The organism is Streptomyces sp. NPDC085932 (assembly GCF_044540525.1).
GTDB lineage: Bacteria > Actinomycetota > Actinomycetes > Streptomycetales > Streptomycetaceae > Streptomyces > Streptomyces levis.
On the sequence record NZ_JBITSJ010000004.1, the window covers coordinates 611806 to 635215 of the forward strand.

General features: G+C 72.6%; 20 protein-coding genes, 4 tRNA genes and 1 other RNA gene. 15 read left to right on the forward strand and 10 right to left on the reverse strand.

The genetic code is table 11. The features are described from left to right. Positions 1–9 precede the first annotated feature (9 nt). Positions 10–97, reverse strand: a tRNA-Ser gene (locus ACIGAQ_RS23085). Positions 98–169: 72 nt separating this feature from the next. Here ACIGAQ_RS23085 and ffs point away from each other — a divergent pair. The 6 genes from ffs (at position 170) to ACIGAQ_RS23115 (ending at position 9051) form a co-directional block, all read left to right on the forward strand. After that, positions 170–266: signal recognition particle sRNA small type (gene ffs / locus ACIGAQ_RS23090), an RNA gene on the forward strand. Positions 267–339: 73 nt separating this feature from the next. Then, on the forward strand, positions 340–2826 hold the full coding sequence (locus tag ACIGAQ_RS23095) for a DNA polymerase III subunit gamma and tau (protein ID WP_399785568.1): 2487 nt from the start codon (positions 340–342) through the stop codon (positions 2824–2826). A 119-nt stretch (positions 2827–2945) separates the two neighbouring features. Beyond that, complete coding sequence (gene purD, locus ACIGAQ_RS23100) at positions 2946–4196, forward strand: phosphoribosylamine--glycine ligase (protein ID WP_311688289.1); 1251 nt, start codon at positions 2946–2948, stop codon at positions 4194–4196. 350 nt (positions 4197–4546) lie between these two features. Continuing rightward, positions 4547–6391 (forward strand): hypothetical protein, encoded by a 1845-nt coding sequence (locus ACIGAQ_RS23105; RefSeq protein WP_399785921.1) that lies wholly within the window; start codon positions 4547–4549, stop codon positions 6389–6391. Between the two features lie 221 nt (positions 6392–6612). Beyond that, positions 6613–8082: a N,N-dimethylformamidase beta subunit family domain-containing protein gene (locus ACIGAQ_RS23110; protein ID WP_311688290.1), complete on the forward strand. Its 1470-nt coding sequence runs from the start codon at positions 6613–6615 to the stop codon at positions 8080–8082. Positions 8083–8151: 69 nt separating this feature from the next. Then, positions 8152–9051 carry a phosphoribosylaminoimidazolesuccinocarboxamide synthase gene (locus ACIGAQ_RS23115; RefSeq protein WP_399785573.1) on the forward strand — a complete coding sequence of 300 codons (900 nt, stop codon included), beginning with the start codon at positions 8152–8154 and terminating at the stop codon, positions 9049–9051. Positions 9052–9097: 46 nt separating this feature from the next. On the opposite strand, the gene ACIGAQ_RS23120 is transcribed toward ACIGAQ_RS23115, so the two are convergent. The 8 genes from ACIGAQ_RS23120 to ACIGAQ_RS23155 form a co-directional block, all read right to left on the reverse strand. Next, a tRNA-Gly gene (locus tag ACIGAQ_RS23120) sits at positions 9098–9173 on the reverse strand. 22 nt (positions 9174–9195) lie between these two features. Further along, on the reverse strand, positions 9196–9816 hold the full coding sequence (locus tag ACIGAQ_RS23125) for a response regulator transcription factor (protein WP_094057554.1): 621 nt from the start codon (positions 9814–9816) through the stop codon (positions 9196–9198). Then, positions 9813–11090, reverse strand: a complete 1278-nt coding sequence (locus ACIGAQ_RS23130; RefSeq protein ID WP_311688292.1) for a histidine kinase — start codon at positions 11088–11090, stop codon at positions 9813–9815. Before ACIGAQ_RS23130 ends, ACIGAQ_RS23125 begins: the two co-directional genes overlap by 4 nt. 22 nt (positions 11091–11112) lie before the next feature. Beyond that, entirely contained in the window at positions 11113–11910 is a 798-nt protein-coding gene (locus ACIGAQ_RS23135; protein ID WP_399785576.1) for an ABC transporter permease, read from the reverse strand. Continuing rightward, positions 11907–12872 carry an ABC transporter ATP-binding protein gene (locus ACIGAQ_RS23140; RefSeq protein WP_399785579.1) on the reverse strand — a complete coding sequence of 322 codons (966 nt, stop codon included), beginning with the start codon at positions 12870–12872 and terminating at the stop codon, positions 11907–11909. Before ACIGAQ_RS23140 ends, ACIGAQ_RS23135 begins: the two co-directional genes overlap by 4 nt. Before the next feature lie 127 nt (positions 12873–12999). Next, positions 13000–13072, reverse strand: a tRNA-Gly gene (locus ACIGAQ_RS23145). A gap of 80 nt (positions 13073–13152) precedes the next feature. Next, a tRNA-Gly gene (locus ACIGAQ_RS23150) sits at positions 13153–13224 on the reverse strand. 134 nt (positions 13225–13358) lie between these two features. Beyond that, complete coding sequence (locus ACIGAQ_RS23155) at positions 13359–13676, reverse strand: Lsr2 family protein (protein WP_311688295.1); 318 nt, start codon at positions 13674–13676, stop codon at positions 13359–13361. Between the two features lie 267 nt (positions 13677–13943). Between ACIGAQ_RS23155 and purS the strand changes: the two genes are divergently transcribed. From purS to purM, 9 genes are all read left to right on the forward strand, one after another. Beyond that, positions 13944–14207: a phosphoribosylformylglycinamidine synthase subunit PurS gene (gene purS, locus ACIGAQ_RS23160; protein ID WP_030251612.1), complete on the forward strand. Its 264-nt coding sequence runs from the start codon at positions 13944–13946 to the stop codon at positions 14205–14207. Then, entirely contained in the window at positions 14204–14884 is a 681-nt protein-coding gene (gene purQ / locus ACIGAQ_RS23165) for a phosphoribosylformylglycinamidine synthase subunit PurQ (RefSeq protein ID WP_311688296.1), read from the forward strand. Before purS ends, purQ begins: the two co-directional genes overlap by 4 nt. Then, a complete protein-coding gene (gene purL / locus ACIGAQ_RS23170) occupies positions 14881–17139 on the forward strand; it encodes a phosphoribosylformylglycinamidine synthase subunit PurL (RefSeq protein ID WP_399785584.1) in 2259 nt (752 codons plus the stop codon). The genes purQ and purL overlap by 4 nt, the downstream gene beginning before the upstream one ends. 122 nt (positions 17140–17261) lie before the next feature. Further along, positions 17262–17762 (forward strand): helix-turn-helix domain-containing protein, encoded by a 501-nt coding sequence (locus tag ACIGAQ_RS23175; protein WP_362275641.1) that lies wholly within the window; start codon positions 17262–17264, stop codon positions 17760–17762. A 27-nt stretch (positions 17763–17789) separates the two neighbouring features. Further along, positions 17790–18623, forward strand: a complete 834-nt coding sequence (locus tag ACIGAQ_RS23180; protein WP_399785588.1) for a M23 family metallopeptidase — start codon at positions 17790–17792, stop codon at positions 18621–18623. A 5-nt stretch (positions 18624–18628) separates the two neighbouring features. Continuing rightward, positions 18629–19426 carry a sterol carrier family protein gene (locus ACIGAQ_RS23185; RefSeq protein ID WP_362275635.1) on the forward strand — a complete coding sequence of 266 codons (798 nt, stop codon included), beginning with the start codon at positions 18629–18631 and terminating at the stop codon, positions 19424–19426. Between the two features lie 37 nt (positions 19427–19463). Continuing rightward, positions 19464–20234 (forward strand): META domain-containing protein, encoded by a 771-nt coding sequence (locus ACIGAQ_RS23190; RefSeq protein ID WP_399785591.1) that lies wholly within the window; start codon positions 19464–19466, stop codon positions 20232–20234. 63 nt (positions 20235–20297) lie between these two features. Then, entirely contained in the window at positions 20298–21827 is a 1530-nt protein-coding gene (gene purF, locus ACIGAQ_RS23195) for an amidophosphoribosyltransferase (protein ID WP_311688302.1), read from the forward strand. Between the two features lie 45 nt (positions 21828–21872). Next, on the forward strand, positions 21873–22952 hold the full coding sequence (purM, locus tag ACIGAQ_RS23200) for a phosphoribosylformylglycinamidine cyclo-ligase (protein WP_362275629.1): 1080 nt from the start codon (positions 21873–21875) through the stop codon (positions 22950–22952). A gap of 80 nt (positions 22953–23032) precedes the next feature. Here purM and ACIGAQ_RS23205 read toward each other — a convergent pair whose 3' ends face one another. Beyond that, positions 23033–23278, reverse strand: coding sequence for a DUF3073 domain-containing protein (locus ACIGAQ_RS23205; RefSeq protein ID WP_309095869.1), 246 nt, complete (start codon positions 23276–23278; stop codon positions 23033–23035). Between the last annotated feature and the right edge of the window lie 132 nt (positions 23279–23410).

The window sequence follows — 23410 nt, forward strand, 5'->3', positions numbered from 1 at the left end:
CCTCGGGGCTGGCGGAGGATACGAGATTCGAACTCGTGAGGGGTTGCCCCCAACACGCTTTCCAAGCGTGCGCCCTAGGCCTCTAGGCGAATCCTCCGCCGGAAACATTACATGACCGAGAGGAGTGCTCGCGAACTCGTTCCCCGGCCCGGACATCAGGTAGCCTTGGCGCAGCCCCTCACGCGGCGCTATCTGACTGAACTCCCCCAGGGCCGGAAGGCAGCAAGGGTAGGTCGGCTCTGGCGGGTGCGTGGGGGGCGTCTGCGTTCCCGGGCCGGGGCGCCGGGTCCGTGTCCCGGGCGGGGCCCGATGTCAGTGGGCGCCTATAACCTCGTATGCGTGTCGTCTCTCGCTCTGTACCGCCGCTACCGCCCGGAGACCTTCGCCGAGGTCATCGGGCAGGAGCATGTCACCGACCCGTTGCAGCAGGCGCTGCGCAACAACCGGGTCAACCACGCGTACCTGTTCAGCGGGCCGCGCGGCTGTGGCAAGACGACCAGCGCGCGCATCCTGGCCCGGTGCCTGAACTGCGAGCAGGGGCCCACGCCCACGCCGTGCGGTGAGTGCCAGTCCTGCCAGGACCTCGCGCGCAACGGCCCCGGCTCCATCGACGTCATCGAGATCGACGCCGCTTCCCACGGTGGCGTGGACGACGCCCGTGACCTGCGCGAGAAGGCCTTCTTCGGACCGGCCCGCAGCCGGTACAAGATCTACATCATCGACGAGGCCCACATGGTCACGTCGGCCGGCTTCAACGCCCTGCTGAAGGTCGTCGAGGAGCCCCCGGAGCACCTCAAGTTCATCTTCGCGACGACCGAGCCCGAGAAGGTCATCGGCACGATCCGGTCGCGCACGCACCACTACCCCTTCCGCCTCGTCCCGCCCGGCACGCTCCGGGAGTACCTGGCCGAGGTGTGCCGGAAGGAGGACATCCCGGTCGAGGACGGGGTGCTCCCGCTCGTGGTGCGCGCCGGCGGCGGTTCCGTGCGTGACTCGATGTCCGTCATGGACCAGCTGCTCGCCGGCGCCGCCGCTGACGGTGTGACCTACACCATGGCCACGTCCCTGCTGGGTTACACCGAGGGCTCGCTCCTCGACTCGGTCGTCGAGGCCTTCGCCACCGGTGACGGCGCCGCGGCCTTCGAGGTCGTCGACCGGGTGATCGAGGGTGGGAACGACCCCCGTCGTTTCGTCGCCGACCTGCTGGAGCGGCTGCGCGACCTGGTGATCCTCGCCGCCGTTCCCGACGCCGTGGAGAAGGGGCTCATCGACGCCCCCGCCGATGTCCTGGAGCGCATGCAGGCCCAGGCCGGCACCTTCGGCCCCGCCGAGCTGAGCCGGGCCGCCGACCTCGTCAACGAGGGCCTGACCGAGATGCGCGGCGCCCACTCGCCCCGCCTCCAGCTCGAACTGATCTGCGCCCGCGTCCTGCTCCCCGCCGCCTACGGCGACGAGCGTTCCGTGATGGCCCGCCTGGACCGGATCGAGCGCGGGGTGAACTTCTCCGCGGCGGGCCCGGCCGCCATGCCGGCCATGGGATACGTCCCGTCGCCGGAAGCCCATCAGGAGATGCCCGGGGGCGCGCCCACCGGGCATGCTCCGGTACCCCCGGGTGGCGGCCCGGCCGCGGCCCGCGCGGCGGTGCGCGGCTCCGGAGGTCCCGGTGGTTCCGGCGCAGCCGGCCCGGTCGACGGGCCCGGGGCTCCCGGCGGTCCCGGCGCAGTCGGCACTCCCGGTGGCCCCGGTGGTCCCGGCGCAGTCGGCACTCCCGGTGGTCCCGGAGCTCCTGGTGGTTTCGGTGGTCCGGCTCCCGTGGCGGAGTCCGCCCCCGCGGCAGCGGGTCAGGGCATGCCGGCGCAGGGACCCGGTGCGCCCGGCGGGCACACCCCCGGCGCGCCCACGCCTCCCGCCGAGACGCCCGCCCGGCCACCGCACCCGCCCCAGGCCCCTCAGACGCCGGCCGCTTCCACCCCGGCTCCCGGCGCCTGGCCCACCGCCGCCCCGAGCGCACCCGCCCCGGGCACCCCGGCAGCGGGCTCCGCGGCGCCGAGCACGCCGACGGCCGCATCCGCGCCCAGCGCCCCGGCCCCGAGCGCCCCCCAGGCGGCACCGTCCGCCACGCCCGCTCCGCCGGCCGCCGCCACGCCCCCCGCATCCGGCGGCCTCGACCCCCGCATGCTCTGGCCGAACATCCTGGAAGCGGTCAAGAACCGCCGCCGCTTCACCTGGATCCTGCTCAGCCAGAACGCCCAGGTCGCGGGCTTCGACGGCACGACCCTCCAGCTGGGCTTCGTCAACGCGGGCGCCCGGGACAACTTCCTGAGCAGCGGCAGCGAGGACGTACTGCGGCAGGCGCTGGGCGAGCAGTTCAACGTCCAGTGGAAGATCGAGGCGATCGTCGATCCCTCCGGCGGCTCCGCGCCCCCGGCCCCGGGCGGCCCCTCCGGCTACGGCGGCGGCCAGTCCGGCGGCGCCGGCGGTTACGGCACCGGCGGTGGCGGCCACGCCTCCGGCGGTGGCACCGGCGCGGGCTACGGCTCGGGCACCGGTTACGGCTCCGGCGGCGGCACGGCGACCGCCCAGCGCCCGGCCCCGGCCCAGTCGTCCGCCCCGGCGGCCCCCGCCCCGCACTCGGGCGGCGCCGTCTCGGCCCCGGCCGCCCCCGTCCCACAGCCCTCCGCCCCCCAGCCCCGCCACGTCTCCGCGGAGGAGGACATCCCCGAGGACGACGACCCCGACCTCGACGAGTCGGCCTTGTCCGGACAGGAACTGATCGTCCGGGAGCTGGGCGCGACCGTCGTGGAGGAGTTCTCGAACGAGCCGTAGGCGAGAGCCGCACCTCGACCGGCCCCGCGCGCGGCTTGGAGAAACCTCCAAGCCCGCCACCCCGCCCCCTTCGGAAGCCCGCACAAGGGAAACCCGGCGCCTCCCGTTAGGCTGACCCCGTGAAGGTCCTCGTCATCGGTACCGGCGCCCGCGAACACGCCCTGTGCCACGCCCTGTCCCACGACCCCGACGTCACCGCGCTGCACTGCGCCCCCGGCAACGCCGGCATCGCCGAGGTCGCCGAGCTGCACCAGGTCGACGCCCTGGACGGCGCCGCCGTCACCGAGCTCGCCCGGCGGCTCGGCGCGGACCTCGTGGTCGTCGGCCCGGAGGCGCCGCTGGTCGCCGGTGTCGCCGACGCCGTGCGCGAGGCGGGCATCCCGGTCTTCGGCCCGTCCGGCCGCGCCGCGCAGCTGGAGGGGTCCAAGGCCTTCGCCAAGGACGTCATGGCGGCGGCCGAGGTGCCCACGGCCCGCTCGTACGTCTGCACGACCGAGGAGGAGGTCGACGCGGCCCTCGACGCCTTCGGCGCTCCGTACGTCGTCAAGGACGACGGGCTCGCCGCCGGCAAGGGCGTCGTCGTCACCGACGACCTGGAGACGGCCCGGGCGCACGCGGCCGCCTGCGAGCGCGTGGTCATCGAGGAGTACCTGGACGGTCCCGAGGTCTCCCTGTTCGCCGTCACCGACGGCGAGACGGTCGTGCCGCTGCAGCCCGCCCAGGACTTCAAGCGCGCGCTCGACGGCGACCAGGGCCCGAACACCGGCGGCATGGGCGCGTACTCCCCGCTGCCGTGGGCGGACCCCAAGCTGGTCGACGAGGTGCTGCAGACCGTGCTGCAGCCGACGGTGGACGAGATGAACCGCCGCGGCACCCCGTTCTCCGGGCTGCTCTACGCCGGTCTCGCGATCACCTCCCGGGGCGTCCGCGTGATCGAGTTCAACGCCCGCTTCGGCGACCCCGAGACCCAGGTCGTGCTGGCCCGTCTCAAGACCCCGCTGGCGGGTCTGCTGATGGCCGCCGCCACCGGCAACCTCGCCCACCTGGAGCCGCTGCGCTGGAGCGACGACGCGGCCGTGACCGTGGTCGTGGCCTCGCACAACTACCCGGGCACCCCGCGCACCGGCGACCCCATCACCGGCCTCGACGAGGTCGCCGCCCAGGACGCCCCGCACGCCTACGTGCTGCACGCCGGGACCCGGCGCGACGGCGACGCGATCGTCAGCGCGGGCGGCCGCGTCCTGTCCGTCACGGCCACCGGCAAGGACCTCGCCGAGGCCCGCCGGCGCGCCTACACGGCCGTCGGCCGCATCCGCCTCGACGGCTCCCAGCACCGCACGGACATCGCGGCCGGGGCCGCGGGCGCGTAGAGCCGCCGGCGGCCGACCGCCGTCAACCGTGGTGCGTCGGGGGAGAAACCACCCCCGCGCCGATGAACCTCCCAGGCCCCGGATCCGTCTCAGGATCCGGGGCCTGAAGTGTGCGCCGGGCGGGGGCCTGATCCTCGCTTTCCGTCATCCACCTTTCCCCAGAGCCATTCCATCGAGTGACCGATGCCCTATCCGGCTGACGGGGGGCGAGGCCCCAACTAGGGTGCGGCGCAAGCGTTCCGGCACTTGGCCCACCGGCATTGCGATGTCGGTGGCGGGTGCCACAGTGGGGGAGTGAGCAAGGAAAGCGTCAGGTCAACGGGGAGGGGGTGAGGTCGGTCGTGACCGGAATGGGTGTGGAGGCAGGCGCGCAGGCCGCGCGGTCCCGGGCGCTCGTCGTGCTGCGCATCCGCAGCCGCGCGCTGGCCGTCGCCCTGCTGCCGGCCGCCGCCGCCGTGATCCTGCTCGCGGGCGTCCCCACGGGCCATCTGGCCGGTCCCGGCTGGGACGCCGCCCGCTGGATCCTGACGCCGCTCGCGCTCCTGGTGCTGCTCGCCGCCGCCGGTGTCGCCCTGGTCGTCGCCCGGGCCCGCCCCGCCATGACCCCGACGGTCGCCATCGCGGAGGAGGCGGCCCCGGATCTGTACCGGCTGGTGCGTGACCTCGCCGACCGCCTCGACGTCCCCGCGCCCTCGGCGATAGCGCTCACCCCCGACTGCGACAGCTGGCTGGAGGACCGCACGCACCGGGCCCACGGCCCACCCCCGGCGGAGGAGCACGAGGACATAGCGGGTACGGGCGGACCCGCCCACCGCCGGCACCCGGTCGCCCCGGTCCTGGTCATCGGCTCCCCGTTCCTGTGGTGGATGCGGGTCGGCGAGCTGCGGGCCGTCCTCGCCCCGGTCGTGGCGGGCACGGGCCCCTCGGCCCACCCGGACATAGCCGCCGCCCGGCGTTTCGTCCGGGGCCTGGACGCCGCGGTCGCGGTGACCTCGGCGCCCCGCCGCGACCCGGTGTCGCGGCTGGTCCTCGCCGGTGTCGGCTGGGTGGCCAGGGCCCTGCTGCGCAGCTGCCGGGTGCACGCCGCCGAGATGGAGCGGGGCGTGGCGGCCGCGGCCGCGGAGCGTGCACAGGCTGTGGACTACGGCCTGCGGATCGTCGCCCAGGAGCAGGTGGGCCTCGCGTACGCGGGCTGGGACCGGCTGCTGACCCGGGTCGCCCTGCCCGCCTGGCGGATGGGCCGCTGGCCGTCCCGGCTGGACGCGGGGGTCGTCGCGGCGCTCACGGAGCTGTCCCGCCGCGACCGGCTGGCCGAGGGTTTCGCGTCCCGGCTCGGTGAGCGGCCCGCCTGCGATCTGCTGGAGGAGCCGGGCGCGGTCGACGAGGCCGCCTCCCTGCTCGCCGCCCGCCTCTTCCACGGCGGGCCGGCGGGGCCGGGGCCCGACTGGGCGCCGGTGGACTGGAGCGAGTATCCGGAGGAGGTCGTGGACCGCAAGTGGCGCGTCGACGCGGCCCGCCTCCACCGTGTCCTGGACGCCCTGGGCGTCCGTCCCGCCCCGGGCCCCGCGACCCCCGCGGGCGCCCCGACCCTCGCCCGCGTCCTGGACCACCTGACGGACCTCACCGCCGACGCCCCACCGGTCCCGGGCGAAGGCGCCGCATCGGCGACCGGCGCAACGCCGGGAACAGGCAGCGCCCCCGCCGCCGGCCCCGCGACCGCGGCGGGCTCCCGACCGGCCGCGGCGGCCGCAGCCGCCGATGACGACGACGAGGACCTCTCCGGCACCACCCCCCGCAGCGCCGCCCTCGCCGCCCGCCTCAGCGCCGAGCTGTCCCGCGAGGAGACCGCGGCGCCCCGCCCGACCTCCACCGCCACCGGCACCACGGCCGTCGACCCCGCGGCCCTCTGGGACGACCGCGCGCTCCCCCTCTTCCCGCTCCAGCCCCCGCGCACGGCCCGGGAACTGCTGGCCGACCACCTCACGGCGATGGTCTGCTGCGCCGCGATGGACACGGCCGGCGCGACCCCCGGCCTGGACTGGCTGGACGGCCCGACCCTGCTCGTCGACGGCGCCCGCACGCCGGATCTCGCCCCGAAGGTCCTCGCCCTGATCGAGGACGGCGACGCCACCCCGCTCCGGGTCTGGCTGGCCGACCTGGGGATACGGCCGGAGAAGCCGGTCCGCCTCGCCTGACCCGGCCGGTTCCCGCGGCGCCCACCCGCCGGAGCCCCGCCTTCCGCTTCTGGCCAATTCAAAACGAACAGTGACGAAGCGCGCGCGTTATGTGATGTGCTTGGACCGTTCGCGCGCATGGCAAAGGCGTGCGACATACGACAAACGCACAAGACCACACACGGCACCACACACCACATCGGCAGGGACCACCACGGGGGCGAAGGGGAGGGGAAACGACCATGCGTTCGGAGCAGATCCGCCGCTGGGAGTCGGGAGCGCTGGCGCACGCCGTGACGGATCCCTTCGGGCAGGGCCCCGTCCCGTGGCTGCGCGGCAATGTGACGTACTTCGACGACACCGGCCGGATCGTCCCCTGGTACGTGGACCAGGACGCGCCCCAGCGGAAGGGCGGCCGCTCCGGCGGCCCCCGCGCGGCCGACGACGTCCACCGCCAGATCAAGGGGTTCACCTCCACCGGAGCGGTCGCCCCGGGCGAGGCCGTGGACTTCCACATCACGGTCGACCCGCCCCAGCAGTTCGCCGTCGACATCTACCGCATCGGCCACTACGGCGGTGACGGCGCCGCCAAGATCACCACCAGCCCCCGCCTGTCCGGCATCGTCCAGCCCCCGCCCCTCACGGCCGACCGCACGGTCTCCTGCCACCACTGGTGGCTGTCCTGGCGTCTTCAGGTCCCGTCGTACTGGAACATCGGCGCGTACGTGGCCGTCCTCACCACGGCCGACGGCTACCGCTCCCACGTGCCGTTCACCGTCCGCCACGACGAGCCCGCCGACCTGCTCCTCGTACTGCCCGACATCACCTGGCAGGCCTACAACCTCTACCCGGAGGACGGGCGCACGGGCGCCAGTCTGTACCACGCCTGGGACGAGGAGGGCCGGCTGCTGGGCGAGGCGGACGCCGCCACGACGGTCTCCTTCGACCGCCCGTACGCGGGCGCCGGCCTCCCGCTGCACGTCGGGCACGCCTACGACTTCATCCGCTGGGCCGAGCGCTACGGCTACGACATCGCCTACGCGAACGCCGGCGACCTGCACGCGGGCCGGGTCGACCCCACCCGCTACCGCGGCCTGGTCTTCCCGGGCCACGACGAGTACTGGTCGGCCGAGATGCGCCGGACCGTGGAGACCGCCCGCGACGCCGGCACCTCGCTCGTCTTCCTCTCCGCCAACTCCGTGTACTGGCAGGTGGAGCTCGGCCCCTCCCCGTCCGGCGTCCCGCACCGGCTGCTGACCTGCCGCAAGCGCAAGGGCCCCGGGAAGCCGGTGCTGTGGCGGGAGATCGACCGGGCGGAGCAGCAGCTCCTCGGCATCCAGTACGCGGGGCACGTGCCCGAGCCGCACCCGCTGGTCGTGCGCAACGCCGGGCACTGGCTGTGGGAGGCGACCGGGGCGCACGAGGGCGACGAGATCGAGAACCTGGTGGCGGGCGAGGCCGACCGCTACTTCCCGCGCACCCCGCTGCCCGAGCACGAGGAGCGCATGCTGCTCGCCCACTCCCCGTACACCGACAAGGAGGGCGTCCTCCGCCACCAGGAGACGTCCCTCTACCGCGCTCCCTCCGGCGCCTGGGTCTTCGCAGCAGGAACGTTCGCCTGGTCACCGGCCCTGGACCGCCCCGGTCACGTCGACGCGCGCGTCCAGCGCGCCACCGCCAACCTCCTGGACCGCATCTGCAAACGCGACTGACCCGCTGTCGGTGATCAAGCTCGCATACGGGAGAATCGAGCCACTCGTACAGAACCACGGGGAGGAACCGTGTCCGGATTCGTCGAAAAGCCCGAGCCGCTCCAGATTCCGGGCCTGGTGCATCTGCACACCGGCAAGGTGCGCGAGCTCTACCGGAACGAGGCGGGCGACCTCGTGATGGTCGCCAGCGACCGCATCTCCGCGTACGACTGGGTGCTGCCGACCGAGATCCCGGACAAGGGCCGGATCCTCACGCAGCTCTCCCTGTGGTGGTTCGACCAGCTCGCGGACCTGGTCCCGAACCACGTGCTGAGCACGGACCTGCCCGCGGGCGCCCCCGCCGACTGGGCGGGCCGCACGCTCGTCTGCAAGAACCTGAAGATGATCCCCGTGGAGTGCGTCGCCCGCGGCTACCTCACCGGCTCGGGCCTGGCCGAGTACAACGAGACCCGCACGGTCTGCGGCCTCGCCCTGCCCGAGGGCCTGGTCGACGGCAGCGAGCTGCCCGCCCCGATCTTCACCCCGGCCACCAAGGCCGAGGTCGGCGAGCACGACGAGAACGTCTCCTACGAGGAGGTGGCCCGTCAGGTCGGCGCCGACACCGCGGCCCGGCTGCGCCAGGCCACCCTCGCCGTCTACTCGCGCGGCCGGGACATCGCCCGGGAGCGGGGCATCATCCTCGCGGACACGAAGTTCGAGTTCGGCTTCGACGGCGACACCCTGGTCCTCGCGGACGAGGTCCTCACCGCCGACTCCTCGCGCTTCTGGCCGGCCGACCAGTGGCAGCCGGGCCGGGCGCAGCCGTCGTACGACAAGCAGTTCGTGCGCGACTGGCTCACCTCCACGGAGTCCGGCTGGGACCGTGCGAGCGAGCAGCCGCCGCCCGCGCTGCCCCAGCACGTCGTCGACGCCACCCGCGCCAAGTACGTCGAGGCCTACGAGCGCCTGACCGGCACCGGCTGGTCGTAGGCGGGACACGCAGAAGCCCCCCGGCCGGAACCGGGGGGCTTCTCACTGGAGCGAACGACGAGGTTCGAACTCGCGACCTCAACCTTGGCAAGGTTGCGCTCTACCAACTGAGCTACGTTCGCATGCGCCGTGGCGCGGGAACCACTATACCCAACCTCGCTCCCGCGCGAGCCGCACCGCGGCATGCCGGTTCTCCGCCCCGAGCTTCGACACGGCCGACGACAGGTAGTTCCGCACGGTCCCCTGGGACAGCGCGGCCCGCTCGGCGATCTCCGCGACGGGCGCCCCGTCCGCGGCGAGTTCCAGCACCTCGGCCTCCCGCGCGGTCAGCGGCGAGTCCCCGGCGGCGATGGCGTCGGCGGCCAACTCCGGGTCGACGTACCGGTTCCCGGCGTGCACGGTGCGGATGAGTTCGGCGAGCCGCTGCGCGCTCACGGTCTTCGGCACGAACCCGCGCACCCCGGCCTCCAGCGCCCGTTTCAGATGCCCGGGCCGCCCGTGGCTGGTGACGATGAGGACCTTGCATCCGGGCAGTTCGGACCGCAGGGATGTGGCGACCTTCACACCGTCGGCGCCGGGCATCTGCAGATCCAGCACGGCGACGTCGGGCTTGTGGGCCCGGGCCATCGCCAGCGCCTCCGGCCCGGTGGCCGCCTCGGCGACGACCATGATGTCCTCCTCCAGCGCCAGCAGCGCGGCGAGCGCCCCCCGGATCAGGTGCTCGTCGTCGGCGAGCAGCAGCCGCACGGGCTTCACGGCCGTCATCCGGTGACCCCGTCGACGACCTCGCGTGCCCCGGCGGACCCGGCCGGAGCGCCCGACGGCAGGGCGATCGCCGCCCGCAGCCGGAACAGCCCCTTGCCGACGGGCCCGGCCTGCAGCGTCCCGTCGAGCTTCGCCAGCCGTTCCCGCAGCCCGGCCAGGCCCGTACCGGGCGAGCCCGGCGACCCCGGCCCGCCGCTCTCCGTCGCGGTGACCCCGTCGTTCTCCACGGTCAACACCACCTGCCCCTCCCGCACCCGCAGTTCCACAGCACACCACCGCGCGTCCCCGTGCCGCAGCACGTTCGTCGCGGCCTCCCGTACGACCCACCCCAGGGCGGACTGCACCTCGGCCGGCAGTCCCGCCGGGGTCCGCCCGCTCACCGTGCAGTCGATCCCGGCGGCGGCCAGCACCCCTTGCGCACCGGCCAGTTCCGACGCGAGGTCGGCCTCCCGGTAGCCGCGCACGACCTCGCGCACCTCCCGCTGCGACTCCTGCGCGAGCCGCTGCACCTCGACCATCTGCGCCACGGCCTCCGGCCGCCCCCGCTGGGCCAGCTGCACGGCCAGCTCGCTCTTCAGGGCGATGACGGCGAGGTTGCGCCCCATCACGTCGTGCAGATCCCGCCCGAACCGCAGCCGCTCCTCGGCGACGGCGAGCCGGGTACGGGTCTCGCGGGCCTCGTCGAGCGCGTAGACGGCGTCGAGCAGCCACACCGAGAAGACGGCCGTGAAGGCGATGAACTGCCCGCCGGCCAGGACGACCAGCGCCGTGGACAGGGCCGTGAGGGCGGAGGCGCCGACGGCGAGGGTCACGATGCAGGTGCCCACCGCGAACGCCCCGGCGATGCCGAAGGCGCGCCGCCGGTCGCGCACGCCGAGCGCCATGATGCCGGGGCCGAAGATCAGGATGACGCCGAAGACCCCGCCCGCGGCGGTGTCCAGGCCCTCGCGGTCGGGCCCGTGCTCGGCGAGGGTGATCGCCGCCACGGCGATCAGGGCCGTGACGGTGGCCAGCGCCCACAGCAGCCCGGTGGGCTGCGGCCTGCGGCCACGCGTCCAGTCCACCGCCGCCGACACGGTCACGAAGCAGAGGGTGGCGTGCACGGCCACCACCAGCATGGCGGCGGCGCCCCACCGCGGACCCAGCGGCGGGACGGACGCCAGCCCGACGGAGAAGAACTCCATCACCGCGAAGAAGTGGAACGACAACCGGGTGTACGTCTCGACCTTCTGCGGCGTGGTCTTCCCCCGCCACCACCTGCCCGGCCCGCGCATCAGCCCGTCACTCCCCGTCCGCTCAGCGCCGCGGTTCCCAGTGGAACCTCCGCCGTACAGCAAACACGGCGACGGCGATCCAGGCCACCGCGACCGCGAGGGCGCCGAGCGCCTCGGAGGCGGACAGGTCTCCGGTCCAGCCACCGCGCACCAGGGTGACGACGGGCGTCAGCGGCAGCAGCTCGCAGACGTTCGCCACCTTGTCCGGCAGCAGCTCCAGCGGGACGAACATCCCGGAGCCGACCATCGAGACCATCATCAGCGGCATCGGCGTGACCTGCGCGCTCTCGCCCGTGCGGGTGAAGCTCGCGGTGGCGGCGGCCAGGGCGGCACACATCACGAGCCCCAACAGCAGGCCCAGGACGGCGAAGTGGGGCGCGGACGGCGCGGCCACGTCCAGCAGCACGCTGCACCCGGCGGCCAGCAGCAGGGACTGCGCCAGCCCGGTGAGGACGGCCGGCAGGGCCGCACCGGACAGTATCTCGGCGTCCCGCAGCTCACCGGTGCGCAGCCGCTTCAGGACGAGTTCCTCCCGCCGGACCACGAAGGTGCCGACGAGCACCGAGTAGACGGCGAACAGCAGGGAGAAGCCGATCGCCGCGGGCAGCACGAAGGTGCCGGTGTCCAGCCCGGCCTTGGCGAGGTCCATCTCCTTGGCCGCCTGCGAGGCGCTGACCGGCAGCACCAGCGGCACGAACAGCGCGGCGACGAGTGCGCCCCTGGTGCGTCCCAGGAGGGTCAGTTCGGCGCGGGCCAGGGCCGTCATCCGGCTCAGCGCGGTGGTGGCCGCGGGGCGTGGGGTCGTGAGGACGGCGCTCATGCCGCGTACTCCTTCGTCGTGGTGGGCCGCTCGGCGGAGACCTCCTTGGCGATCTGGAGGAACGCCTCCTCCAGGGAGGCCGACCGCACGTCCAGGCGGCGCAGCTCGACCCGGGCCCGGTCGGCCCACATCAGCAGCCCGGTGGCGGTCCGCTGCAGCTCGTGGGTGCGCAGCCGGACGATCCGGCCGTCGGTCTCGTGGCCGGACACGCCCAGTTCGCCGAGCGGCGGAAGGTCGCCGACGAAATAGCCGTCGGGCAGCTCGAAGGAGATCCGCGAGGGCTCCGCCGCGGTGACCTCGGCCGGGGTGCCGGTGGCGGCGATGCGACCCTCGTGCATGATCGCCAGCCGGTCGGCGAGCTGCTCGGCCTCCTCCAGGTAGTGCGTGGTCAGCAGCACGGTCGTGCCGCCGTCGCGCAGCGCGCTCACCAACTCCCAGGTGTGGTGGCGGCCTTCGGCGTCCAGGCCGGTGCTCGGCTCGTCCAGGAACAGCACCTCGGGGTCGCCGAGCAGGGCGAGCGCCAGGTCCAGCCGGCGGCGCTGTCCGCCGGAGAGCTGCTTGACCCGGGTGCCGGCCTTGGACTCCAGCCCGACCAGGGCCAGCACCTCCGCCGGCGGCCGGGCCCCGCTCACGCATCCCGCCCACATCCGCGCGGTCTCCGCGACGGTCAGCTCGGACGGGAACCCGCCCTCCTGGAGCATCACGCCGGTGCGGGGGCGTACGGCGGCCCGCTCGGTGTATGGGTCGTGCCCGAGGATCCGCACCCGGCCGCCGGCCGGCGGGGCGAGTCCCTCCAGCAGTTCGACCGTCGACGTCTTGCCCGCGCCGTTGGTGCCGAGCAGCGCGAAGATCTCCCCGCGCCGAACGGAGAAACTGATTCCGCGAACGGCCTCGAACCCGCCCCCGTACACACGCCGCAGGTCAGTGACCTCGATCACGTGCTCGTGTCCGTTGGTTTCCATGCCTCAAGCGTTCCGCCCGCGGGGCCTGTGGAGCAGTGCGGGCTGTCATCACTCGGCATGACAAATGTCAGAGAGGACCGGGGAAACGAAAAGACCCCGGTCCATCAGGACCGGGGTCTCATTCCCGAGCGGACGACGAGGCTCGAACTCGCGACCTCAACCTTGGCAAGGTTGCGCTCTACCAACTGAGCTACGTCCGCATTGCTCCCGACCAGCTCTCACTGACCGGTGCGGGCACCAGCCTACCTGATCCACATCGGTGGTCGGTACGGCGGTGCAGAGCGGGTGACAGGAATCGCACACTGCGCCTTCCCCCTGGAAGGGGGATGTTCTACTACTGAACTACACCCGCATGTTCCGTGAGCTGGGCCTTTCGGCCGCGCCCCTCGGCGTGCTCCAGACTCTAGCTGATCAGCAGGGGTGCTGCGCAAGTCGGTTGCCGCGAGGGGCCGGTGACCGGTCGTCGGTGCGGGCCCTGGGGGGCCGTCACTGCGCGGCGCTGAACGCCTCGTAGACCCTCTTGGGGATGCGCCCGCGTGCGGGGACCTCCATCCGGTTGGCCTGGGCCCAGGCGCGCACCGCCGACGGGTCGGGCGCGACCTCCGTCTGCCGGTACGCCTTGCCCGAGCGGGACCGCTTGCGGCCGGCCTCCACGTAGGGCGCGAGCGCCTTCCGCAGTTCGCCGGCATTGTTCTCGCTCAGGTCGATCTCGTACGACCTGCCGTCCAGTCCGAAGGCGATCGTTTCCGTCGCTTCCGAGCCGTCGATGTCGTCAAAGAGAGTGACCACGACCTTCTGCGCCACGAATATCGGTCCCTTCTTGCGGCACTTGCCAATTCATTTCTACAGTGCCCGGCAATGCATGGTGAAACCCGACTAAATCCTTCCGCGTGTCCGAACGCAATAGGTTTCGGGTGTCGATCGGGAATCTTTCCCGGAAATTTTCGTGAGTGTGCGTGTCGATGCCGGATCGTGATGGCGGTCACGTAGCTTCCTCCAAGTCGACGCGCGTAGAAATTTTGTGCGGGTAGTCTGAAGGAACCTGCTCAGCACCACACACCGGGAGTGCCAGTGGCACGCGTCGTAGTCGACGTCATGCTCAAGCCGGAGATCCTCGACCCCCAGGGCCAGGCGGTGCAGCGCGCACTGCCGCGGCTGGGTTTCGACGGGATCTCGGACGTCCGCCAGGGAAAGCGTTTCGAACTGGAAGTTGACGGGCCGGTCGACGAGGCCGCCCTCGCCCGCATTCACGATCTTGCGGAGTCCTTCCTCGCGAACACCGTGATCGAGGACTTCACCGTCCGGGTCGAGGAAGTCGCGGAGGCCGTGAAGTGACCGCTCGTATCGGCGTCGTCACTTTTCCGGGAAGTCTGGACGACCGGGACACGCAGCGCGCGATCCGTCTCGCGGGCGCCGAGCCCGTCGCCCTCTGGCACAAGGACAAGGACCTCAAGCAGGTCGACGCCGTGGTGCTGTGCGGCGGTTTCTCCTACGGCGACTATCTGCGCGCCGGGGCCATCGCCCGTTTCTCGCCGGTGATGGAGCCCCTGCTGGAGCAGGCGAAGGCCGGTCTGCCGGTGCTCGGCATCTGCAACGGCTTCCAGATCCTCACCGAGGCGCACCTGCTGCCCGGCACGATGCTGCGCAACGACCACCTGCACTTCATCTGCCGCGACCAGAAGCTGCGGGTGGAGAACGCCGAGACCGCCTGGACCACCGACTACACGGCCGGCCAGGAGATCCACATCCCGCTGAAGAACAACGACGGGCAGTACGTCGCCGACGCGTACACGCTCGACCAGCTGGAGGCCGAGGGCCGCGTCGCCTTCCGCTACCTGGACTTCAACCCCAACGGCTCGCAGCGGGACATCGCCGGTGTCACCAACGAGGCCGGCAACGTGGTGGGCCTCATGCCGCACCCCGAGCACGCCGTCGAGCCGCTGATCGGCACCGGCCGCACCGACGGCCTCCCGTTCTTCACCTCGATCCTCAAGAAGCTGGTCAACGCATGAGCCGGACGCCTCTGGACACGGTCGAGCACGCGGCCGCGACCCCCGACGTCGAGCTGCCCTGGGCCGAACTGGGCCTGAAGAAGGACGAGTACGAGCGCGTGGTCGAGATCCTCGGCCGCCGGCCCACCGGGGCCGAACTCGCCATGTACTCGGTGATGTGGTCGGAGCACTGCTCCTACAAGAGCAGCAAGGTGCACCTGCGCCAGTTCGGCGAGAAGGCGCCCGAGTCCGACGCCCTGCTCGTCGGCATCGGCGAGAACGCCGGCGTGGTCGACGTCGGCCAGGGCTACGCGGTCACCTTCAAGGTCGAGTCGCACAACCACCCGTCGTACGTCGAGCCCTACCAGGGCGCGGCCACCGGTGTCGGCGGCATCGTCCGCGACATCATCGCCATGGGCGCCCGCCCGGTCGCGGTCGTCGACCCGCTGCGCTTCGGCGCCGCCGACCACCCCGACACCAAGCGCGTCCTGCCGGGCGTCGTCGCGGGCATCGGCGGCTACGGCAACTGCCTGGGCCTGCCCAACATCGGCGGCGAGGTCGTCTTCGACGCCTGCTACCAGGGCAACCCGCTGGTCAACGCCGGGGCCATCGGCGTCATGCGGCACGAGGACATCCACCTCGCCAAGGCCTCCGGCGCCGGCAACAAGGTCATCCTCTACGGGGCCCGGACCGGCGGCGACGGCATCGGCGGCGCCTCGATCCTGGCCTCGGAGACCTTCGACGACGCCAAGCCCTCCAAGCGCCCGGCCGTCCAGGTCGGCGACCCCTTCCAGGAGAAGCTCCTCATCGAGTGCACCCTGGAGGCGTTCCGGGAGAAGCTGGTCGTCGGCATCCAGGACCTCGGCGCGGCCGGACTGTCCTGCGCCACCAGCGAGTTGGCGTCCAACGGCTCCGGCGGCATGCGCGTCACCCTGGACGACGTCCCGCTGCGCGACTCCACGCTCTCGCCCGAGGAGATCCTCATGAGCGAGTCGCAGGAGCGCATGTGCGCGGTCGTCGAGCCGGAGAAGGTCGACCGCTTCCTGGAGATCTGCGCGAAGTGGGACGTCATCGCCACCGTCATCGGTGAGGTGACCGACGGCGACCGCCTGGAGATCTACTGGCACGGCGGCAAGATCGTCGACGTCGACCCGCGCACGGTCGCCCATGAGGGCCCGGTATACGAGCGCCCCTACGCCCGCCCGTCCTGGCAGGACGAGCTGCAGGCCGACGACGCGAACAAGCTGCCCCGCCCGGAGACCTCCGAGGAGCTGAAGGACCAGGTCCTGAAGCTGGTCTCCTCCCCGAACCAGGCCTCCAAGTCCTGGATCACCAGCCAGTACGACCACTTCGTACAGGGCAACACCGTCCTCGCCCAGCCCGAGGACTCCGGCATGATCCGGATCGACGAGGAGACCGGCCTGGGCGTGGCCATCGCCACCGACGGCAACGGCCGGTACGCCAAGCTCGACCCGTACCACGGCGCGCAGCTGGCCCTGGCGGAGGCGTACCGCAACGTCGCCACCACCGGCGCCAAGCCGCTGGCCGTCTCCGACTGCCTGAACTTCGGCTCGCCCGAGGACCCGGCGGTGATGTGGCAGTTCGCCGAGGCCGTGCGCGGTCTCGCCGACGCCTGCCAGCAGCTCGGCACCCCGGTGACCGGCGGCAACGTCTCGCTCTACAACCAGACGGGCGAGGCCGCCATCCACCCGACCCCGGTGGTCGCGGTGCTCGGCGTCATCGACGACGTGGCCCGCCGCACCCCGGTCGCCTTCCAGGAGGAGGGCCAGCTGCTCTACCTCCTCGGCGACACGCGCGAGGAGTTCGGCGGCTCGGCCTGGTCCCAGGTGATCCACGACCACCTCGGCGGCCTGCCGCCCACGGTCGACCTGGAGCGCGAGCGGCTGCTGGCCGAGATCCTGATCTCCGCCTCTCGCGACGGCATGATCGACTCCGCGCACGACCTGTCCGACGGCGGTCTGATCCAGGCGGTCGTCGAGTCGGCCCTGCTGGGCGGCAAGGGCGCGCGCCTGATCGTCCCGGACGGTCTGGACGCGTTCACCTTCCTGTTCTCCGAGTCGGCGGGCCGCGCGGTCGTGGCCGTGCCGCGCTCCGAGGAGCTCCGCTTCACCGACATGTGCGGCGCCCGGGGCCTCCCGGCCACCCGCATCGGTGTCGTCGACGGTGACACGGTCGACGTGCAGGGCGAGTTCGCGCTCACCCTGGCCGAGCTGCGCGAGGCGCACGAGAGCACGATCCCGGCGCTGCTGGCGTAAGAAGACAGGCCGCCGAGCCCCCGTCCGGTCCGTCCGGGCGGGGGCTTCGCCGTTCCCGGACGGTCTCCCCCGACGGAGCACGAGGCTTGCACGTGATTACGTACTTCCGTAATCTCGAAGCCGTGGATCTGGAACAACGCGTCGCCGACCTCGAACGCCGTCTGGCGGCGCTGGAAGGCGACCGCCCCACGGGACCCCGCATCGACGGCGGTGACTTCTGGGCCCTGAACGGGCTCAAGGAGCAGCTCTCCGGCGCGGGCGTCGCCGACGGAGGCGTCCTCTACACCGGCTCGGTACGGCTGCCGACCGGCGAGGAGTACGCCTGGCAGATGACGGCCCTCACGGCCGACCTCCTGGACACCGACGGGACGGCGGCCGCCGAGTCCTTCGCGGCGCTCGGCCACCCCGTGCGGCTCCGGCTGCTGCGCGAGATCATCGGCGGCCGCCGCACCGCCGCCGAACTCGCCGAGCTCGACGAGGTCGGCACGACCGGCCAGATCTACCACCACCTGCGTCAGCTCACCGGCACGGGCTGGCTGCACACGACCGGCCGGGGCCGCTACGAGGTCCCGCCGGCCCGGGTCGTCCCGCTGCTGGTGGCCCTGGCGACGGCCCGCCCGTAGGGACAGTCAGACGAACAGGGGGACAGGATGTCCGTACGCAAGCTCGGCATGGTCGCTTCCCGGATCCTGCAGCTGCTCTTCATCGGCCTGGTGATCGCCGCCGTCTGCCTGGACCTGGACCTTCCCCTGCTGTGGATCGTGCTGCCGCTGGTGCTCGCCTTCGCCGTCGTCACCGTCGCCAACCGGTGGGGCGGCGCCCCGGACAGCCCCCGGGCGGCCCGCGACCCCGTCGAGGTCGCCCCGCCCGTCACCGGCCGCTGGTCCGCGCGGAACAGCCCGGCCGACCGCACCCCCAGCCACGGCATCCACGCCCACGGCCAGACCTACGCCATCGACGTCGTGGCCGAGCCCGCGCCGGGTCAGCGCCCCGCCTTCCACTGGCTGTGGCCGCTCGCCCGCCGCCCCCAGGACTTCCCGGCCTTCGGCGCCCCGGTCCTCGCGGTCGCCGACGCCACGGTCGTGAAGGCCGCGGACGGACAGCGCGACCACCTCAGCCGCACCTCCCTGCCCGGGCTGCTGTATCTGCTGCTGGTCGAGGGCTCGGTGCGCGAGCTGACCGGCACCGGGCGCATTCTCGGCAACCACGTCGTCCTCGACCTCGGCGACGGCACCTACGCCGCCTACGCCCACCTGCGGCGCGGCAGCCTCACCGTCCGCGAGGGCGACCGCGTCCGCGCCGGGCAGCCGATCGCCCGCTGCGGGAACTCCGGCAACTCCACAGAGCCTCACCTGCACTTCCAGCTGATGGACGCCCCCGACCCGGACGCGGCCCGGGGCATCCCCTTCACCTGGCGCGGGATCGGCGTCCCCCGCAACGGCGAGACCTTCGAAGCGCCCGCCGCGACACCCGCCCTAGGCTGACCCCCATGCCCCCGGCCAGGAAACGTCCCCGCAGCTACGACCCCGCCAAGATCCGGGCGGCCGTGCTCGCCCAGTTCGGGCACGTACGCACGGCCGTCGCCGGCCTCACCCCCGAGCAGCTCGCCCGGCCCACCCGGCTCGGCGACTGGACCGTGCGCGATCTGGCCGCGCACTGCGCCATGGCCCTGGACGCCGTGGACCGGCTGCTCGCGGAGCCCGAGCCCGCGCGGCAGACCGGCCGGCTGCTCGACTGGCCGTTCGCCATCGCGGCCGACGCCCCCGTCATCGCCGGAACCGCCCGCCGCCTGGCCGAGGAGCACCCGGACCTCGACGCCCACCTCGCCGACGCGGAACGCCGCTTCACCGCGAACCTGGACGCGCACCCCGCCGGCCGGCTGCTGCCGACCAGCGCCGGAGCCCTGCCGCTGGCCGACTACGTCGTCACCCGCACCGTCGAGCTCGTCGTCCACACCGACGACCTCAACGCCGCCGTCCCCGGCCTGGACATCCCGCTCGACCGCCAGGCCCTGGCCGCCTGCACCCGGCTGCTCGCCGACGCGCTGGCCGTGAAGGCGCCCGGCGGTTCCACGGAGGTCCGGGTGCCGCCGTACGCGGTGGTGCAGTGCGTGGAAGGCCCGCGGCACACCCGGGGCACCCCGCCCAACGTCGTCGAGACGGACCCGCTGACCTGGATCCGGCTGGCGACCGGGCGGCGGACCTGGGCACAGGCGCTGCGGGACGCCGAGGTCAGCGCGAGCGGAGAGCGGGCGGACCTGTCCGTCCACCTGCCCCTGATGACATGAGGGGAACCGGTCCCCCCGGGTGCTCCGTCGAAGGGGCATGGACAGGCAGAAGCGCATGACCCTGACGGCCGCCGCCATGCTCGTCCCGCTCATGGCGGCCTGCGGCAGCGAGACGGCGGACGGCGGCAGCGGCTCGGTCGGTGCCGAGCGCCCGGTCACCGGCGTGCGGTGGAGCGTGGACAGCGTCACCGCCGACGGGAAGACCCACCAGGCGCCCGCCGGCGCCCACGTGACCATCGACAGGGGCCGGGCCGAGGGCAGCCTCGGCTGCAACACCTTCGGCGCCGACGCCACCGTCGACGGCGACCGCGTCCGGCTCGGCCGGACCATGGCCACGGAGATGGCCTGCGAGGGCACGCCCATGGCGTTCGAGGAGACCCTCGCGCGCACCCTCTCCGGACGCGAGTTCGAGGCCCGGGTGGACGGCGACCGCCTCACCCTCACCACCGACGGGGGCGAGACCGTCCGCCTGACCGAGGCGAAGGACGCGCGGCTGAGCGGCACCAAGTGGACCGTCACCAGCCCCCGGGCCGACGGCCGGGCCCACCTCACCTTCGACGAGAGGAAGGGCACCGTCGCCGGCAGCCTCGGCTGCAACAAGGTCAACGCCAAGGCCACGGTGCGCGACGGCCATATCACCCTCGGCCCCCCGGCCACGACCCGGATGATGTGCGAAGACTCACTCATGGCCGACGAGAAGACCCTGCTGCGACTTTTCGACGGGAAGCTGAAGTACGGAGTCGATCACCGAACCCTGACGCTGACCAGCGAAAACGGCACGCGTGTGCGAGCTGTCGCCGAGCGGTGATCCACCGGAAAGTCCGGTATCCCCAATTCGGACCAGTGGTCGACCTCGCCTACACTCGGTGGCGTGCCACGTGGTGACGGACGACTCAACCACGACCTGCTCCCCGGTGAGAAGGGCCCCCAGGACGCTTGTGGCGTCTTCGGTGTCTGGGCTCCGGGCGAAGAGGTCGCCAAGCTCACGTACTTCGGGCTCTACGCCCTCCAGCATCGAGGCCAGGAATCCGCGGGAATCGCGGTCAGCAACGGCTCACAGATCCTCGTCTTCAAGGACATGGGCCTGGTCTCGCAAGTCTTCGACGAGACCTCCCTCGGTTCGCTCCAGGGTCACATCGCGGTCGGACACGCCCGCTACTCGACCACCGGTGCCTCCGTCTGGGAGAACGCCCAGCCGACGTTCCGTGCCACCGGGCACGGCTCCATCGCGCTCGGCCACAACGGCAACCTCGTCAACACCGCCCAGCTCGCCGAGATGGTCGCCGACCTGCCCAAGCAGGAGGGCGGCCGCACCCCGCGCGTCGCGGCGACCAACGACACCGACCTGCTCACCGCGCTCCTCGCGGCCCAGACGGACGAGGACGGCAAGCCGCTGACCATCGAGGAGGCCGCCCACAGCGTCCTCCCGCAGGTCCGGGGCGCCTTCTCCCTCGTCTTCATGGACGAGCACACCCTGTACGCGGCCCGCGACCCGCAGGGCATCCGCCCGCTGGTCCTCGGCCGCCTGGAGCGCGGCTGGGTCGTCGCCTCCGAGTCCGCCGCCCTGGACATCTGCGGCGCCTCCTACGTCCGCGAGATCGAGCCGGGCGAGTTCGTCGCCATCGACGAGAACGGCCTGCGCACCTCCCGATTCGCGGAAGCGAAGCCCAAGGGCTGCGTCTTCGAGTACGTGTACCTGGCCCGCCCGGACACCGACATCGCCGGCCGGAACGTGTACCTCTCCCGCGTGGAGATGGGCCGCAAGCTGGCGAAGGAGGCCCCGGTCGAGGCCGACCTGGTCATAGCGACCCCGGAGTCCGGCACCCCCGCCGCCATCGGCTACGCGGAGGCCTCCGGGATCCCCTTCGGCGCCGGCCTGGTCAAGAACGCCTACGTGGGCCGGACGTTCATCCAGCCCTCGCAGACCATCCGCCAGCTGGGCATCCGCCTGAAGCTGAACCCGCTGAAGGAAGTCATCAAGGGCAAGCGCCTGGTCGTCGTCGACGACTCGATCGTGCGCGGCAACACCCAGCGGGCCCTGGTCCGCATGCTCCGCGAGGCCGGCGCCGCCGAGGTCCACATCCGGATCTCCTCGCCGCCCGTGAAGTGGCCCTGCTTCTTCGGCATCGACTTCGCCACCCGCGCCGAGCTCATCGCCAACGGCATGACGATCGACGAGATCGGCACCTCCCTGGGCGCCGACTCCCTGGCCTACATCTCCATCGACGGCATGATCGAGGCGACCACCATCGCCAAGCCGAACCTGTGCCGCGCCTGCTTCGACGGCGAGTACCCGATGGAGCTCCCGGACCCCGAGCTGCTCGGCAAGCAGCTGCTGGAGACGGAGCTGGCCGCCGGCCCGGCCGCCACGGCCGCCGCCGACGCGATCCGCCGTCCCTAGACGGCCCGTCATCCCCGCCGTACGACACGAAGGTTCTCTTTAGCCATGTCCGAGAAACCCATTGCCGAAGGCGGCGCCAGCTACGCAGCCGCGGGCGTCGACATCGAAGCCGGCGACCGCGCCGTCGAACTGATGAAGGAGTGGGTGAAGAAGGCCCAGCGCCCCGAGGTCCTGGGCGGCCTCGGCGGCTTCGCCGGCCTCTTCGACGCCTCCGCCCTGAAGAACTACGAGCGCCCCCTGCTCGCCTCCGCCACGGACGGCGTCGGCACCAAGGTCGACATCGCCCGCCGGCTGGGCGTCTACGACACCATCGGCCACGACCTGGTCGCGATGGTCATGGACGACATCGTGGTCTGCGGTGCCGAGCCGCTGTTCATGACCGACTACATCTGCGTCGGCAAGGTCCACCCCGAGCGGGTCGCCGCGATCGTCAAGGGCATCGCCGAGGGCTGCGTGCTGGCCGGCTGCGCCCTGGTCGGCGGCGAGACGGCCGAGCACCCGGGCCTGCTGGGAGAGGACGACTTCGACGTCGCCGGCGCCGGCACGGGCGTCGTGGAGGCCGACCGGCTGCTCGGCGCGGATCGCATCCGAACGGGTGACGCGGTGATCGCCATGGCGTCCTCCGGTCTCCACTCGAACGGGTACTCCCTGGTCCGGCACGTCCTGCTGAACCAGGCCGGCCTCGCGCTGGACGCGCACATCGAGGAGCTCGGCCGCACCCTCGGCGAGGAGCTGCTGGAGCCGACGAAGATCTATTCGCTGGACTGCCTGGCCCTGATGCGCACCACCGAGGTGCACGCGTTCAGCCACGTCACCGGCGGCGGACTCGCGGCCAACCTCGCCCGGGTCATCCCCGACGCGTTGCACGCGATCGTCGACCGCTCCACCTGGACGCCCGCCCCGATCTTCGACCTGGTCGGCCGTACGGGCAGCGTCGAGCGCCTGGAGCTGGAGAAGACCCTGAACATGGGCGTGGGCATGATCGCGATCGTGCCCCAGGAGTCCACCGAGGTGGCCCTGGCGACCCTCGCCGACCGCGGCGTGGACGCCTGGGTCGCGGGCGAGATCACGGAACGGGGCGAGCACCCCACGGGTGCCGCCCTGATCGGTGACTACGCGAGCTGAGACACGGTCGTCACCTTGCACGCAGCACAGAACCCGGTCGGTGACCGGAGTCACCGACCGGGTGAATGCTCAGTGCAAGGTCAAGCGCCGCGACGATGCTGCGGGGACTGGCCGTCCTCGTCGTCGTCGTCCTCGTAGAGGTCGGCGTACCGTGCGTACAGGTCGTCGTCCTCATCGTCTTCGAACGGCTCGCCGTTAGGCGGCTGCGGATTCGAAGGCGATGCACCCAGCTCCTCGGCCAGGCGTGAGAGGTCAGTCCCACCGCTGTTGTACTTCAGCTGGCGGGCGACCTTCGTCTGCTTGGCCTTGGCCCGGCCGCGCCCCATGGCTCGACCCCCTCAACGACGGGGCTCGACGGCCCCAGAGTCTTGACACGCGTTCATGGTCCGGCACGGACTCTCCGCAGAGAGACCGGTCCGTAGGGCTTCCACGGTACCTGAGCCCGCGCCCATACGGTA

Coding starts and splice junctions, on each gene's coding strand:
- ACIGAQ_RS23105 (WP_399785921.1), top strand. CDS start 4,547: ATGGGTGTGGAGGCAGGCGCGCAGGCCGCGCGGTCCCGGGCGCTCGTC.
- ACIGAQ_RS23110 (WP_311688290.1), top strand. CDS start 6,613: ATGCGTTCGGAGCAGATCCGCCGCTGGGAGTCGGGAGCGCTGGCGCAC.
- ACIGAQ_RS23125 (WP_094057554.1), bottom strand. CDS start 9,816: ATGACGGCCGTGAAGCCCGTGCGGCTGCTGCTCGCCGACGACGAGCAC.
- ACIGAQ_RS23130 (WP_311688292.1), bottom strand. CDS start 11,090: ATGCGCGGGCCGGGCAGGTGGTGGCGGGGGAAGACCACGCCGCAGAAG.
- ACIGAQ_RS23135 (WP_399785576.1), bottom strand. CDS start 11,910: ATGAGCGCCGTCCTCACGACCCCACGCCCCGCGGCCACCACCGCGCTG.
- ACIGAQ_RS23140 (WP_399785579.1), bottom strand. CDS start 12,872: ATGGAAACCAACGGACACGAGCACGTGATCGAGGTCACTGACCTGCGG.
- purL (WP_399785584.1), top strand. CDS start 14,881: ATGAGCCGGACGCCTCTGGACACGGTCGAGCACGCGGCCGCGACCCCC.
- ACIGAQ_RS23180 (WP_399785588.1), top strand. CDS start 17,790: ATGTCCGTACGCAAGCTCGGCATGGTCGCTTCCCGGATCCTGCAGCTG.
- ACIGAQ_RS23185 (WP_362275635.1), top strand. CDS start 18,629: ATGCCCCCGGCCAGGAAACGTCCCCGCAGCTACGACCCCGCCAAGATC.
- ACIGAQ_RS23190 (WP_399785591.1), top strand. CDS start 19,464: ATGGACAGGCAGAAGCGCATGACCCTGACGGCCGCCGCCATGCTCGTC.
- purM (WP_362275629.1), top strand. CDS start 21,873: ATGTCCGAGAAACCCATTGCCGAAGGCGGCGCCAGCTACGCAGCCGCG.
- ACIGAQ_RS23205 (WP_309095869.1), bottom strand. CDS start 23,278: ATGGGGCGCGGCCGGGCCAAGGCCAAGCAGACGAAGGTCGCCCGCCAG.